The sequence below is a fragment of the uncultured Clostridium sp. genome (assembly GCF_947039605.1).
Classification (GTDB): domain Bacteria; phylum Bacillota; class Clostridia; order Clostridiales; family Clostridiaceae; genus Sarcina.
Genome location: NZ_CAMQZG010000005.1, coordinates 11,750 through 27,578 on the forward strand (window position 1 = coordinate 11,750; position 15,829 = coordinate 27,578).

The 15,829-nt window shown below is 28.8% G+C and carries 9 protein-coding genes; 6 read left to right on the plus strand and 3 right to left on the minus strand.

The features are described 5' to 3' along the window. The first annotated feature begins 370 nt into the window (after positions 1-370). Together addB and Q0V24_RS03025 are read left to right on the plus strand one after the other, a co-directional pair. Positions 371-3,835 (plus strand): helicase-exonuclease AddAB subunit AddB, encoded by a 3,465-nt coding sequence (gene addB / locus Q0V24_RS03020; RefSeq protein ID WP_297518623.1) that lies wholly within the window; start codon positions 371-373, stop codon positions 3,833-3,835. Between the two features lie 93 nt (positions 3,836-3,928). Then, positions 3,929-5,026, plus strand: coding sequence for a hypothetical protein (locus Q0V24_RS03025; protein WP_297518625.1), 1,098 nt, complete (start codon positions 3,929-3,931; stop codon positions 5,024-5,026). 24 nt (positions 5,027-5,050) lie between these two features. Here Q0V24_RS03025 and Q0V24_RS03030 read toward each other — a convergent pair whose 3' ends face one another. Further along, complete coding sequence (locus tag Q0V24_RS03030) at positions 5,051-5,671, minus strand: hypothetical protein (protein ID WP_297518627.1); 621 nt, start codon at positions 5,669-5,671, stop codon at positions 5,051-5,053. A gap of 136 nt (positions 5,672-5,807) precedes the next feature. After that, positions 5,808-6,566: a nicotinamide riboside transporter PnuC gene (gene pnuC, locus Q0V24_RS03035; protein WP_297518629.1), complete on the minus strand. Its 759-nt coding sequence runs from the start codon at positions 6,564-6,566 to the stop codon at positions 5,808-5,810. A gap of 285 nt (positions 6,567-6,851) precedes the next feature. Here pnuC and Q0V24_RS03040 point away from each other — a divergent pair, with 285 nt between their 5' ends. The 3 genes from Q0V24_RS03040 (at position 6,852) to Q0V24_RS03050 (ending at position 13,183) form a co-directional block, all read left to right on the plus strand. Further along, positions 6,852-10,685, plus strand: coding sequence for a UvrD-helicase domain-containing protein (locus tag Q0V24_RS03040; RefSeq protein WP_297518631.1), 3,834 nt, complete (start codon positions 6,852-6,854; stop codon positions 10,683-10,685). 131 nt (positions 10,686-10,816) lie between these two features. Further along, positions 10,817-11,797, plus strand: coding sequence for a GGDEF domain-containing protein (locus Q0V24_RS03045; RefSeq protein ID WP_297518633.1), 981 nt, complete (start codon positions 10,817-10,819; stop codon positions 11,795-11,797). A gap of 210 nt (positions 11,798-12,007) precedes the next feature. Next, positions 12,008-13,183, plus strand: coding sequence for a hypothetical protein (locus Q0V24_RS03050; protein WP_297518634.1), 1,176 nt, complete (start codon positions 12,008-12,010; stop codon positions 13,181-13,183). A 41-nt stretch (positions 13,184-13,224) separates the two neighbouring features. Here Q0V24_RS03050 and Q0V24_RS03055 read toward each other — a convergent pair whose 3' ends face one another. Next, complete coding sequence (locus Q0V24_RS03055) at positions 13,225-14,454, minus strand: CCA tRNA nucleotidyltransferase (RefSeq protein ID WP_297518636.1); 1,230 nt, start codon at positions 14,452-14,454, stop codon at positions 13,225-13,227. A 145-nt stretch (positions 14,455-14,599) separates the two neighbouring features. Between Q0V24_RS03055 and Q0V24_RS03060 the strand changes: the two genes are divergently transcribed. Beyond that, positions 14,600-15,571 (plus strand): HD domain-containing protein, encoded by a 972-nt coding sequence (locus Q0V24_RS03060; RefSeq protein WP_297518638.1) that lies wholly within the window; start codon positions 14,600-14,602, stop codon positions 15,569-15,571. The last annotated feature ends 258 nt before the right edge of the window (positions 15,572-15,829 follow it).

Here is a 15,829-nt window from a genome sequence, read left to right on the forward strand (position 1 = left end):
GTTTATAATTATAAATATAGTAGGAGTTTTAATATATTTATTGTCATTTATAAATATCACACACATTTATATTAGTATAATAAATTAGGTTAAATATATATTGTAGAATAAAACTATATAGTAAAATATAATTATTTGTTGGACTAGGAATTTGTTTTCCTAGTCCTTTTTCTTTTTATAGAAGAAGATAAAGTGTTAGAATTATATTATTAGTTAATAATGTAAAAAGAGATTAATGTAAGTTTTGCACACCAATAGTATTAAATTGTGGATAACTTTTTATTTTAGGGGTTACCTGTGGAAAACTTGTTTTTATTGTGGAAAATAGATTTTTAAATATAGATAAAGAATATAGTGTAGAGGTGAAAATATGTCTTTAAGAATTATATATGGTAGGGCTGGAGTTGGAAAAAGTTCATTTTGTATAGAAGAGATTAGAAATAAGATAAATAAAAAAGAGGACAACAAATTAATTCTTATAGTTCCAGAGCAATTTACTTTTGAAACAGAGAATAGAATGCTTAGTGAGATAGGAGAAAGTTGCGTTTTAAATGCTGAGGTTTTAAGTTTTAGAAGACTTGCAAATAGAGTGTTTAATAAAGAAGGTGGTCTTACTAAAAAGACTATTAAGGATGCTGCTAAAAGTATGCTAATACATAAGGTGCTTGATGATGTTATTTCAGAAATGAAAGTTTTTGGAGTTGCAGCTAAAAAAGAAGGATTTATTGATGTTATATCAACTCTTGTAACTGAGTTTAAAAAGTATAACGTAGATGAGAATGTACTTCTTCAAATGATGGAAACTTTAGATGATAAGGAACTTGTATCTAAACTTGCTGATTTAGAGAAAATTTTTAGGAATTTTAATGAAAGACTTCATAGGGCTTATATAGATGGTGAAGATGAACTTGGGCTTTTAGTAGAAAAATTATCACAAAGCAAAATGTATGAGGGCGCAGAAATTTGGATTGATGAGTTTACAACATTTACTCCACAGCAGATGGATATTATAGTTGAACTTATGAAGCAAGGTAGTAGGGTTAATATAACTCTTTCTATGGATGATGGAGAAACTACAACTGATTTAGTTGAGAGTGATGTTTATAACGTTACAAAGAGAACGGAGAGAAGAATTTTAAAGGTAATAGAAGAACATAATATTGCTTTTGAAGGATTTCATAGTATAAATTCTGATGTGCCAAGTAGATTTAAAGAAAATGAAGTTTTAGCACATTTAGAAAAAAATATTTATGGATATCCACTTAAATCATATGAGGGAAAGGTAGATGATATTAGACTTTATAGGGCTAATAATAGTTATGATGAAGTTGATTTTGTAGCAAAGGATATTTTAAGACTTGTAAGGGATGAGGGATATAGATATAAAGATATTTCTGTTATATGTAGAAATGTTGAGGGGTATGAGAAGGTTACTTCTGTTATATTTGAAGATTATAAAATACCTTATTATATAGATAAAAAAATTGATGTAGCAAGTAATCCTTTGGTTATTTTAATTACAGCAGCATTTGATATTTTAACAAAAAACTGGTCTTATGAGAGTGTGTTTAGATACCTTAAAAGTGGACTTCTTGGAATGGAAAGAGAGCATATTGATATGCTTGAGAATTATGTTTTAGCTTATGGAATAAAGGGTGCTAAGTGGAACTTTGAAGAGTGGACGTATTTTAGTGTTAATAGTTTTAAGAAGGAAGAGAATCTGACTGAGGAAAATAAAGTTTATTTAAATACTATTAATGATATAAAAGCGTGGGTTGAAGAGCCGCTTAGAATCCTTGAAGAAAAGTGTAGCAAGAAAAATACTTTGAAAAATTATGCTATGTATCTTTATGAGTTCTTACAAGATACTAAGGTTCTTTATAATGTGGAATCTAAAATTAAAGAGTTTGAAGAACTTGGGATGCAAAGTAAGGTTAAGGAATACTCACAAATTTTAGATATTCTTATGGAAGTTTTAGAACAGGCAGTTGATGTACTTGGGGATGAAAAGGTAGATAAAAAAGAATTTATAAAAATATTAAGTGTTGGATTCTCTAAGTATGAGATGGGAGTTGTGCCAGTTGCTTTAGATCAAGTTAATATAGGTGATATTACAAGAATTAAGAGTAGAGGTGCAAAAGCTATTTATATATTAGGGACTAATGATGGTGTTCTACCTTCTGCAAGTATGGAGGAAGGTATTTTATCAGATAGAGATAGAAATATGCTTAAGGACCTTGGAATGGAACTTGCAGCAGATACTAGGACGCAAGTCTTTGAAGAACAATTTATGGTTTACACAGCACTTACAATAGCTAGAGAATATCTTGTTATAACATATCCTTTAGCAGATTTTGAGGGGAAGGCAATGAGACCTTCAATAATAACTCATAGAATTAAAAAGTTATTCCCAAGACTTAAAGAAGAGAGTAATGGATTTAATCTTGTGAAAGCTAGAGATGAGTTTTATGATATTACTGCAAAGTCACCAACATTTAATGAACTTATAGGTGCTATTAGAAGAGATTTTGATTATAAAGAGGCTGGTGCACATTGGGATGAAGTATTTAAATACTTTAATGATAAGGAAGAGTGGAGTACTAAACTTTCAAATGTTGTTAGTGGGCTTAAATATTCAAATATAGAAAACACTATTTCAAAAGAAATGGCTAAAAAATTATACAGTACAGAAGATGGAAGATTACAATTTTCTGTATCAAAACTTGAAAGGTATGCACAGTGTCCATTTGCTTATTTTATAGAGTATGGATTAAAAGCTAAAGATAGAAAGCTTTATGATTTCTCTGCACCTGACCTTGGGAGTTTTATGCATGAAGTTTTAGATGATTTTACTACTAATATTAGAAGGAAAAATATTAGATGGTCAGAACTTAGCAAAAAAGAATGTAGAGGTATGGTTAATGATTTAGTTAATGATAAAATTAATGAAAATGATACTTCTATACTTAGTAGTTCAAATAGATTTAAGTATCTCACAGAAAGATATAAAAAGATTCTAACAAGGTCTGTTATGACTATAGCAGAACAAATGAGAAGAAGTAATTTTGAGATATTCAGTAATGAATTTGCCTTTGGGTATGGAAATGACCCGATTAAAATAGACCTTCCAACAGGAGAGTCTATAAGTCTTATAGGAAGAGTTGATAGAATTGATACTCTAGACCTTGAGGGGCAGACATATATTAGAGTAGTAGATTATAAAACAGGTAAAAAAGAGTTTGATATGAATAGACTTTATAGTGGACTTCAAATTCAGCTTTTAGTGTATCTTGATGTGTTACTTAAAAACTCAGAAAAGATTATAGAAAAACAAGCTATGCCGGGTGCTATGTTCTACTTTAGATTAAATGACCCAACAATAAAAAGTAAGGCACAACTTAGCGATGAAGAAATAGAGAAAAAGATATTAGAGGAACTTAGATTTGATGGGCTTTTAATAGATGATGCAAAAGTAGTTAGGTCAATGGATACAGAATTTGAAGAGGGGCAATCATCTCTTGTGATACCAGCTAAGATAAATAAGAATGGTAGTTTTGCTAAAAATGATAAGATGATAAGTCAAAAGCAATTTGATATTCTGCGTGATTATGTAAATTCAAAAGTTGTGGAGATTTGTACAAATATGATAAGTGGGAATATAGCATTAGAACCATATGATACAGATAAAGAGTATTTATATGAAAATTCACCTTATGCACATATATTCCAGTTTGATACTTCAATACCTGGGAATAAGTATAAAAAACTTGAAAAAGATAAGCCAAAAGATGTATGGAAGAAGATAGCAAGTGATATTGGTGAAGAAGTAGAATAATATTTTTACTATAAATTTATAACTATTAAATACTTAGTTAATATATATAAGTTAAGATAGCAATAATAGAGTGAGAAAAGAGGGGAAACTTTCATGAAGGTTGGAGTTAATAAGTTTTTAAGAAAAAAACGTAAATTGATTGATAAGGGATGGCAATCAATAGTAGCAGCAGCATTTACTAGAAAAGTATCATTTATATCAAGCATAACATTAATAGTTATACTTGGAATGTATGTAGCAAGTGGTATAAATGGTATAACATTTAACTTTGGGAATACAGTAACAGTTTTAGGTCTTAGTTTTATAGTTCAAATAGTATTTTCTACAAAAGGGATAAGTATTATAAAAAATAAAGAATTTGATGAATTTAAAAGTAAGGATGAAGAAAATTTAGAGGCAGAAATAATTTTTGATACTGAAAATTTTTATGCAGAAGAAAGAGTTGGGAAATCTTTTGTAAGATATAATCTTCAAGGGGGGAGAGTTAAAGATTATATTTATGATACTGTAATACTTCAGTTAAAAGATAGATCGACTTGTGCAATTATAGATGATGCAAATACCCTTACAAAAGAGAATGTTCAAGAATTTATAAAAAAATCATCGATGGTTGAAGCAAATGAAATATTTGAAGAAGGAAAAAAGAAAATTTCATTTGATAAAGCATTAAAGGTACAAGAAAATTGGAATAATAATCTAAGTGCTGTTATGAATGGAAAATTTTCAGATGTTTTAGAGTTTATAAAAAAGTTTGATAAAGTAATAATAGCATATGTTATTTTTATATTTTCTCAACTAGGAATAGTTTTAGCAATTGGGGTTAAAAGTAAGGTAGAGATGCTAGGTATTATATCTAGTGGTGTTATAGCAGGAATTCTTGTAGCAATAATTACGAGAAAAAATAGAATTAGTTTTATTGCACAAAATAGAAGAATTCAAGGAAGAACATTATACATATTCCAAACAGGGATATATAATATTACAAATGCTATAGAAGAATATTATAGCTTTAAAGATTTAGAGGATATTAGAGTTTGTGGAGAAAATATAATTCTAAATTTCGAAATAGGTGAAGTTATAGTTGTAAGGAAAGATATATTTGAAAATAATAAAGAGTATTTTATTGCAATAGAAGAAGAAATAAACAAAGCTATGGGAATGAATATAGAAAAAGTAGCTAGTGCGAATTAATCACACTAGCTACTTTTTTATAAATTATTTTGCTTTTTGTCTAACACATCTAAAGAACATACCATTTGAATCTACAATGATTCCTCCACCCATTAAATATATAGTGGCAAAATTATATTCAGGAGATGGGTTTGGTGTTATACCATGGTCGTTTACTACAAGAGTTTCAACACCATCATATAAACCAAGTCCACCAGCACCACCTCTATCAGCTATATAAGGGAAGCTGATTTGGAAATCATGAGCATCTGGATAAATCACAGAATACTGAGGATTTTTCATAGATTGTGGAAACATCTGTGAATCATTATTAAAATAATTTGGTTCTATTGTAATAAGTTTTCCAACACCATAAGTAGCAGAGCCAATTGCAGGCCATTCAACTTGTCCAGCTACTGAAGAAGTAACAACCCAAGTTCCAAGATATGGCTTAACTGCAGCAGGCACAGAGCTAACTGGTTGTTCAGGGAATTCCTGAGGAGTTGGTAGTCTTGGTATGTAGTTCTCTTTTGCTTGTTCATTTTGTGAATTGTTAATTACACTAACACTACCAGTTATTGAATGAGCTTGCTCATAAACATAAGCTGTATATCCTATAAGTGCTAAAAGTGGAATTACAATAAGTATCACTATAAGTTTCTTCATTTATAAACTCCTTAAATCTATGTTTTTCAAACATTTAATCTTCTGTTAATTGTTAAATATCGTTATCTATCAATAGAAATCATACCGTAAAAAAAATAAAAACTCAATTAAAATAAGATTACAAAATTAAGCGATACTATTGACGTTTAATTATTTTTTGCCATTGAACATATCCATAGAAACAATTAATTTCAAGTTGAAGCCACATAATAGCAGTTGATAGTGAATCAATAGATAAAGTCCCAGTAGTGACTGCTGAAATTATAAAAATTATAATTCCTGTAGTGTTTGCAAGCATCCAAAAATACCATTGCTCAACATATCTTTGTGCACCTGTATACATAGCAAGTAGCGTAGCAATGGCATTTATAGAATCTAATATGAATTGTTTATCACCAGGGATAGTTATTCCAAATAGTGAGTGAAGGATATTGGGTAATTTATATAGGAAGATACAATAAAGTATAGTTCCAATTACCATAAATAATATATGATTAATCCAAAGTTTTTTATTGAATCTTTGGATTTTTATTGTTTCACCTTGATTTTCTTTAGCATTTTTAGTCCATATGTATAGTCCAAAGATTTGAACTGGAATTATAGCAAATAAAGTTACTATAACTTGTCCGTATAAACTTTGAAAATATGTGATAACAACATATGTTGTCGTATTAACAAGACCCCATATAAAGAAATGGAGCGTTGCCTCAGAATTATAAATAGCCATAAGAATACCACTAACACTACATGTAAATGTAATAAGTGAAAGTGGGGTAAATAAACTTTCTATTGAGCCTGTTTGAATAGAGGGGACAATAAAAAGTAGTATATCTATTAATAAGAAGATTATAAAAAATATCTTATTAAAATTCGTGAGTTTTTTGTAGAAACCCAAAATAGATCACTCCTTTGATTTATCATTAGTTAAAATTTTGACTAATTCAGCCAAAAATAAGAGGTATATAAATTTTATACCTTATATATTATACATAAATATATTGTGCAAGAAAGTATCGATAAAGAAACATTGTGAAAAATTAAACATTTTAAGTGTAAATAAAGAAAAAACTCGAGTTATTTGTTTAAAGTTTTTGAGTTGGCTATAATATTAGATAAAGAGTGGCAAAATTTTACTGAGAAATGAATTTACATAATAAATGAATTGTAGAGGGAGGAACTTATGGGAACTACTTGGACAAAAGAACAAACACAAGCAATTTACACAAGAAATTCTAATTTACTTGTAGCAGCTGCAGCTGGGTCTGGAAAGACGGCAGTTTTGGTTGAGAGAATAATAAAGATGCTTACAGAGGGTGAAAATTTAGTTGATATAGATAAGCTTTTAGTTGTTACATTTACTAATGCAGCAGCGGCTGAGATGAGAGAAAGAATTGGAGATGCTATTTCAGATGCATTAGAAAAAGATCCAAGCTCATCAGTTTTACAAAGACAGTTATCACTTTTAAATAGATCAAACATCATGACTATGCACTCATTTTGTCTTAATGTTATAAGAAGTAATTATCATCTTATAGACCTTGACCCAGGAGTTAGGATAGCATCAGAGGCAGAGGCAGCGATTATTAAAGATGATGTTATTGCAGAATTATTAGAAGATAGATATGAGGAGCGAAATCAAGATTTTTTAAACCTAATTGATGCTTTTGCAAGTGGTAATAATGATGAAAAGATAAAAGATGAGATACTCTCATTATATAGATTTGTAATGAGTGGACCTTGGCCAGAACAGTGGCTTAGAGAAAAGGCAGAAAAGTATAACATAAAAGATAAAGAAGAATTAAATGAAAATATATGGGCTAAAGCTATAATGGAAACATTAAAAATAGATTTTGAAAGTTATAGAGATATAGTAATAGGACTCTTAGATAGATGTAATGAGTGTAGTTGGCTTGAGCCTTATGGAATTACAATAGCAGATGATTTATCGCAAATTATAAATGCAGTTGAGGCTATCAAAATAGGAAATATAGAGAGTGCATATATAGCTATAAAAAGAGTGAAGTTTAGCACAATAAAAAGACTTAAAAAAGGAACTGTTGAAAATGAGGTTTTAGTAGAAGATATAAAAGCATCAAGGGATACAGTTAAGAAAGCTATTAAGAAAGTTGCTGATGATATTCCAAGTGAGGATATAAATGATATTGTAGAGGGATTACAATATATGTACCCTATAGTGAAATGTCTTGGGGAACTTGTTATAGAATTTAGAGAGAAATTTTCAGAGAAGAAAAGAGAAAAGAATATTATAGATTTTAATGATATAGAACATTTATGTTTAAAAATCCTTATAGACCAAGATGGAGATGAAGTAAAGCCATCATCAATTGCAAAAGAGTTTAAAGAAAAGTTTGTTGAAGTTCTAGTTGATGAGTATCAAGATAGTAGTAATATTCAAGAAACTATTATAAACATGGTTTCAAGAAGAGAGGAAGAAAATCCTAATGCTTTTATGGTTGGAGATGTAAAGCAGAGTGTTTATAAATTTAGACAGGCAAAACCAGAGCTATTTCTTGATAAATATGAGAAGTATAGTGGGGATGAGGGTAGTAAAGATAGAAAAATAATGCTATTTAAAAACTTTAGAAGTAGAAAAGAAATTCTTGATGCAGCTAATTTTATATTTGAAACACTTATGACTAAAAGAGTTGGAGAACTTGATTATACAGAAGTAGAAAGATTAAATCTTGGATTTCCTTATGCACAGCTTACACAGGAAAATATGATAGAGGGTGAGAGTGTAGAAACTTCTTATCATTCTTTAGATACGGAACTTCATATTTTAGATAAAGTAGGAGTTGCACCTGTGGAAAGTGAGTCTACCACGGAGAAAAAAGAGTTAGTTGTTTTTGATGATGATGAACTTGGTGAGAGTAGTGATGAGGATGAAATAGAGGATGCACAGTTTGAGGCAAGAATTATAGCGAGAAAAATTCAAGAGCTTATGACACAAAAAGATGGAAAGCATTATGTAGTTTGGGATAAAGGTCAAAAGAAGTATAGAAGACTTAGGTATAAAGATATAGTAATACTTCTTAGGGCTACAAAATCTTGGAGTGGTGGAATAGTTGAGGAACTTGGAAATGTTGGTATACCTGTTTATGCAGATACAGGTACAGGATATTTTGATACAACAGAGATAAGAACTATAATGTCATTTTTAAATATTATAGATAATCCCATGCAGGATATTTATCTTATAGCATCTTTAAGGTCACCAGTATTTGCATTTTCAGCAGAGGAACTTGGAGAACTTAGACTTATAAATAAAGAAAAATATTTCTTTGAAAATATCCAAAAAGTATGCGAGGGAGAAACTGATATATCACTAGAGATTAAAACAAAGTGTGAGTATTTTCTAGCAAAACTTAACCTTTGGAGAGAGAGGTCTGAGTATATACCAATAGATGAACTTATATGGTTTTTATATACTGATACATCATACTTTGGATATGTTGGGGCTATGCCTAATGGACCTCAAAGACAAGCGAATCTTAAGATATTATTCCAAAGAGCAAGACAGTATGAGGAAACTAGTTTTAAAGGCGTGTTTAACTTTATAAACTTTATAAAGAAGATGAGAAAGTCAGCTAGTAATGATTTAGGATCTGCAAAGATTCTTGGAGAGAATGAAGATGTTGTTAGAATTATGAGTATCCACAAAAGTAAAGGGCTAGAGTTCCCAGTAGTCTTTTTATCAGGGACAGGGAAGCAGTTTAACCTTATGGATTTAAAGAAGAGTATACAACACCATGATGAACTTGGAATCGGGGTTGATGTAGTGAATGTTGAAACTCAGAATCAATATACTGGTCTAGCAAAAACAGCTATAAAGAAAAAGGCATTATTAGAAGCGTTATCAGAAGAAATGAGAATTTTATATGTTGCACTTACAAGACCAAGAGAGAAACTTATAATTACAGGTTCTGTCAAAGAGATAGATAAGAAGTTTGCAAAGTGGTATGAAGCTGGAATTGTTTCTAAAGGTGATAAGATAGACCCATCAAAACTTATTGGTGAAAGACTTAGTTATCTTGATTGGATAGGTATGGCTTTATCAAAACATCCAGATGGAGATATTATTAGAGGACTTGGAAAAGAAATTATTAATATTCAAAATGAATCAAAGTGGAGTATTAAAAAGTGGATTAAGAGTGACCTTTCAAATAAAGTTGAGATAGAACTTGAGGAAAAAGAAGTTCTTGATTTAGAAAAATCACAGAAAGATATATGCAAAGAGATTTTAGATAGATTAGATTTTAGATATAAATATGAGGGCGTTTGTAATATACCTTCAAATATATCAGTTTCAGACCTTAAAAAGAAAGCTATGGAAGGTAATGAAGAGGTTATAAACTTATTTAAAGATGAGGAAATAGAAGAGTTTAATAAAGATAAAGATGATGTTTCATTTGATGAAATTAGTGAAAAATTACCTAGTTTTATGAGAGAAAAAGTTGGGATAACACCAGCTCAAAGAGGAACTATAACTCACTTTGTTATGCAGCATGTTGATTATGATAAAGTACATGTGAATGATATAAATAAACTTTTAGATAAGATGGTTATAAAAGAACTTATAACACAGGAAGAAGCCGAAGTTGTAAATCCATATAAGGTAAGTGGATTCTTTAGAACAAAGCTTGGTGAAAGACTTTTGAAAGCTCATAATAATGGATATAAAATTTATAGAGAACTTCCATTCTTTAGAGAGTTTAAAGTTACTGATTTATATGTTGAGTTAGATAAAAAAATTTATAAAGATGAAATGTTAAGACTACAAGGCATCATTGATTGTTTCTTTGAAGATGAAGATGGTGTGGTTTTAATAGACTATAAAACAGATTATGTTGAGGCTGGAAGTGAAGAGAAAATTCTTGAAAGATATAAGATTCAGATTGATTTGTATAGTCAAACATTAGAGGGGATTTTAGGCAAAAAAGTAGATGGGAAGTATCTATACCTATTTGGAATTGATAAAGAAGTAAAATATTAAGTATACAAATTTTAAAAAATTATAGTTTAATCATACAAATGGGAGAAAATATTTTATGAAAAGTTGTTGTATATTCCAATAAGTGGGAATAATATATAATTGAAAGTACTTAATTGTATGAGGTGATAGTTATGTGCTCTAATTTAGAGGCGCGAAGTTTTAAATTTGAAAATTATGAAATGACAAATAAATTGAATAATATTTTATTTAAACTTCTTTGTATGGATAATTTTTATGAAGTTTTAGATTATGTAATCTTAAAGTTTGGAGAGTTATTTAAACTAGAAGGAATATTTACAGTCGAGTTTTTAAATGAAAAAAATTCAGTTGTATATAGAGCTTATAATCAAAGAGAATGTATAGGAATAAGTAGGCTAGAATATAAAGAGTCAAAGATATCAGAACTTCTGAAAAATAAAGATTGTATTATTATTGAGTGTGGAGCTGAAGAAAAATTATTTATTGCATTTGAGCCAATGCTTAGTGAGGCAGATAAAAAAATATTTTTACCATATCAAGAAGTATTCAAAAGAATATTAGCAAGTTCTTATAAGCGAAAGCTTAAAGAAGAGTATTTAACTAGAAAATCTTTTTATGATGTTTTAACAGGATGTCATAATAGAAACTTTTTTGAGCTAAAAATGAAAGAGTATAGGTCAGCAGTTGGTATTGGGATGATAGTTTGTGATATGGATAGATTAAAGCAAATAAATGATAGGCTTGGTCATTCGTTTGGTGATGATATAATAAAGATTTTTAGTAAAAAAATAAGGAAAATTATATCTAAAGATGATTTTATATTTAGAACTGGTGGAGATGAGTTTGTAGTTATAACAGAGAATAAGAGTATCGAGTATTTAGAAAAAATTGTAGATACTGTTAAAACAAGTTTTAAGATATATAATGAAAAAAATTGTGTATTGCCCATTAGTGTTTCAATTGGAGGTTATATGAAAAGTCGACCAAATGAGGGGATAAAGGATATTCTTAAAATGGCAGATTATCTTATGTACCAACATAAACTTGAACATAGAGACGATAGTGAAATAGCAATAAATAAATATATTGAAGCCATTAAAAAAAATAATCCTAAAGATTTTAGGATAAAATAAAAAGTTTTGCACATAATGTAAGATGATAAGTTAAAAGAATAAGATTTAGCCAACATAAATCTTAGTAATAAAAAAAGACATTGATGAACTACTTCATCAATGTCTTTTTTTAGGTCATTAAATCTTAATAATAATCTTAATAATAAAGTAAAAAAACAGGGCAAATGATATGGTAGTATTTGAGTATAGTAATTTATTTGGGGTGATATTTTGAAAAAAATAGCTATTGCAGTTATGATAGCTTGTGTATGTGCAAGTTTTATATCTTGTGGAAATAAAAAAAGTACGGAAGTGGTTACGATTGATAATGGCAGAACACTTACTAAGACAGATTCAGAAGTTAAAACAATAAGTAGTGGTGACTATATTTCAAGAGAAGAAAAAAAAGAGAATTATTACAATGGAGAGACTTTGATTTTAAAAGATAGAGTTATTAATTCTTCTGAAAATGGTGGACTTGATATAATTTATGATGATGGAAAAACTGATTATATAGAACCTCAGAATGAAGAGTTTTCTATAGTTGAATACATTAGTAATGGAAAGTATTTAGTTTGGATAGAAGCTGATGCAAAGAACTTAGGAACTGGAGCTGAAAAGTTAAATAAAGAATATATATATTCAAGAAATATTGAAACGGGTGAGTTTGTTCAAATAGCAAGTTTGGATTACAGTAAATTAGAAGATTATCAAAGTGGTCTTAGCGGGCTTGATATATCAGAGAATAATAATTTAATATATAAATATTACAAGCTTGATAATAGTGGTGAGGTTGAAGAAAAAGTTATTCTTTATAATTTAGATAAAACTTTTCAAAAGGAAATTATAAAAGATAATGATGAAGATATTTCATTAGAAAATATGAAAGTTGGTTTAAATAATGTTATCTATATAAAATCTGAGCGCGATCATCAAAGTAGAGAAATAACTAAGCAAACACTTATAAATTATCAAATAGATGATGGAATCTTAGAAGAGATAGACCTTGGTTTAGAGGTTAAAAATCTTGATATATATGATAAAGAGGTAGTTTTTATATCAGAAGGTGAGAGAGATAATTTAGAGTTATATATTTATGATTTAGAGAGCGCACAACTTACAGGCAGAATATTTGAGGATAGTAATTTAAATAAGTATTATGAGAAGTTAGAGAGTGAACTTGACTATGATGCTGGGAATTTACATGTAGATGAATCATATATTTATATGCTTGGGGAAAATAGTGTAGTTTATGATTTGAAAAACAAAAAGTTTATAGTTTTAGAAAATGATATGGTTGCAACAAATTATGATTATATTTATTCTCATAAAGTAGGATATAAAAAAGTATTAGTTACGGCATTAAAAGGTGAAACTAAAGTAGTAACTGAATATACATTAAAATAGTTAAAAGTGATTGAACTAATAAATATAGTTCAATCACTTTTTTATTGTAAAAAATTAAGAAGAACTTCTTTAGAATTTAGGCTAGGATTTTCTAAAACTTTAAGTAGTAGAAAATTAAGTTTTTCTCCAAGTTCTTTTCCAGCACTCATATTACATTCTTTTATGAGGTCAGAACCTTTTACAGCGAGGTCTTTTATAGAAAGTGGTTCTTTATTAATTATAATTTCTTTAGTCCTATCATATAATTTTTGAATTTGAGTTATATCAGAATTTTCAAATTGTAGCTTAGCTACAATATAATCAAAAGTTTCAAAAAGAATAGATATATCAATTGATGCAATCCAAAGTTTTAAATCTATATCTGATTTTATATTTTGGTAACTTTTAAAGTTACTATCTAGCGATAAAATATAAGAAGTTATCTTATTATCACATTTCAATTTTTTTAGAATATTTTTAAGGTCAGATTCATTTATATTTTTAAAACAAGTTTTAAGCATAAAGCAAAGTCTTATATATGGAATATTTGCTAGCTTATCAAGATTAGATATATTTTGATTGAAATATTCACAATTAAAATAGGTATCGTATTGTGTTACAAATATATTTTTAAGTAACCTTGTTTCTTCTAGCATTTTAACTCCAAGTGATGGTTTTTCACTTTTTAAAGTTTTAATAAGCTCTACATTAATTCTTTCCATGCTTACATTTTTAATAAGATTAGCATTATCTTTTATAGCACTATAAGTTTGATTTTCTATTGAAAAATTAAGTTGCGCTGCAAATCTAATAGCTCTAAGCATTCTTAGTGCATCTTCATTAAATCTTTGATTAGCACATCCAACAGCTTTTATAAGTTTATTTTTAAGGTCAGTTTCTCCATCAAAGAAATCTTTGAATCCAAAGTATGGACTGTAAGCCATAGCATTTATAGTAAAATCTCTTCTAGCTAAATCCTCTTTTAGGTTAGTTACAAATATAACTCCATCTGGTCGTCTATTATCTTTATATTCACCATCAACTCTGTAAGTTGTGACTTCATAAGGTTCTTTATTTAGCATTATAGTTATAGTTCCATGCTGGAGTCCTGTTGGAATAGTTTTATCAAAAAGTTCTATAGTTTTCTGTGGAAGTGCATTAGTTGTAATATCATAATCATTTATTTCTCTATCTAACATAGTATCTCTAACACATCCACCAACTATAAAAGCTTCATAGCTATTTTGGTAGAAAGTATCAATTATGAGTTTGGCATCATTTGGTAAAAACATTTGAAATCTCCTTTTTCTTGTAAAGTGGTTTACAAATTTCAGATATGTGGCAAAATAGTAGTTGAGAGTAATTTAGTAGAGCGATAGCTCTAACGGAATTTGTTAAAATAAGTATATCATTAAACAAAGATGAAAGGATATGAATATGAGCGTTTTAGAAAAGAAAATAGGCGAATTTGAACAAGGCGAAAGAGTGGAAGGATTCTATCTTATAAAGTCGATTGTTTGTAAGGTTGCTAATAATAGTAATAAAAAATATTTAGATATTATCTTAGCCGATAAAACAGGAGAAATAGCAGGGAAGGTTTGGGAAGTTAATGACCAAAATGAAAAGCTATATAAACCTAATGAAATAGTTATGACTAGAGGAACAGTTACTAATTGGCAAGGAAGTCTTCAACTTAAAGTTGAAAAAATGAGAAAATCAGAAGCAAGTGATAACTTAGTTGTGGATGAGTATGTTAAATCAGCTCCTATGCCAAGTGAAGAAATGTTAGCTGAAATAGAAAAATATATAGATGGTATGAAAGATGAAGATATACAACTTCTTTTAACTTCTTTAGTAGAAAGAAATAAAGAAAAGTTAATGTATTACCCTGCTGCTAAAAAGAATCACCATTCAATGAAAGGTGGACTTTTATATCACATACTTACAATGCTAAGACTTGGAGAGAAAATTTGTAGCATATATGATTTCTTAAACCTAGATTTAGTTTATGCAGGAATAATACTTCATGACCTTGCTAAAATCAAGGAAATGAACTCATCAGAGCTTGGTGTAGTAGATGAATATACATTAGAAGGAACACTTCTTGGACACATAACACAAGGAATTAAAGAACTTGAGGTAGTGGGAAGAGAACTTGGTATAGATAGCCAGAAAATGATGTTACTTCAACATATGATACTTTCACATCACTTTGAAGCAGACTATGGAAGTCCTGTAAAACCAATGATTCCAGAGGCTGAAATGGTCCACTTTATAGATACAATAGATGCAAGAATGTATGATATGAAAAAACTTATGACAGAAACAAAAGTTGGTGAATTCTCTGAAAGACTTTGGTCTATAGAAAATAGAAGAATGTACAATCATGGACTTGGTATGGAAAAATAATATTAAAAGCATTCCTAATTTTAGGGGTGCTTTTCTTTGAATTAAAAAAGAATGATACAATTATTAAAAGAACAAAAGATAAGTAAGGGGATGTTAAAATGGGATCATTTTTGGGAACAATAATTAATGCAATTGTAGCAATTGCTTTGGTTATTATAGTATGGAGTATGGTGAAAAAGTTTAGAAATAAGCAATAAAGAAAAATATGACTTTAAATTGAGATAAAAAAGTATGATAATATTTATATAGAATTGAAAG

What these genes read in the sequence shown, in the direction of transcription:
- addB (WP_297518623.1), top strand. Translation starts at nt 371, where the DNA reads ATGTCTTTAAGAATTATATATGGTAGGGCTGGAGTTGGAAAAAGTTCA.
- Q0V24_RS03025 (WP_297518625.1), top strand. Translation starts at nt 3,929, where the DNA reads ATGAAGGTTGGAGTTAATAAGTTTTTAAGAAAAAAACGTAAATTGATT.
- Q0V24_RS03030 (WP_297518627.1), bottom strand. Translation starts at nt 5,671, where the DNA reads ATGAAGAAACTTATAGTGATACTTATTGTAATTCCACTTTTAGCACTT.
- Q0V24_RS03040 (WP_297518631.1), top strand. Translation starts at nt 6,852, where the DNA reads ATGGGAACTACTTGGACAAAAGAACAAACACAAGCAATTTACACAAGA.
- Q0V24_RS03045 (WP_297518633.1), top strand. Translation starts at nt 10,817, where the DNA reads ATGTGCTCTAATTTAGAGGCGCGAAGTTTTAAATTTGAAAATTATGAA.
- Q0V24_RS03055 (WP_297518636.1), bottom strand. Translation starts at nt 14,454, where the DNA reads ATGTTTTTACCAAATGATGCCAAACTCATAATTGATACTTTCTACCAA.
- Q0V24_RS03060 (WP_297518638.1), top strand. Translation starts at nt 14,600, where the DNA reads ATGAGCGTTTTAGAAAAGAAAATAGGCGAATTTGAACAAGGCGAAAGA.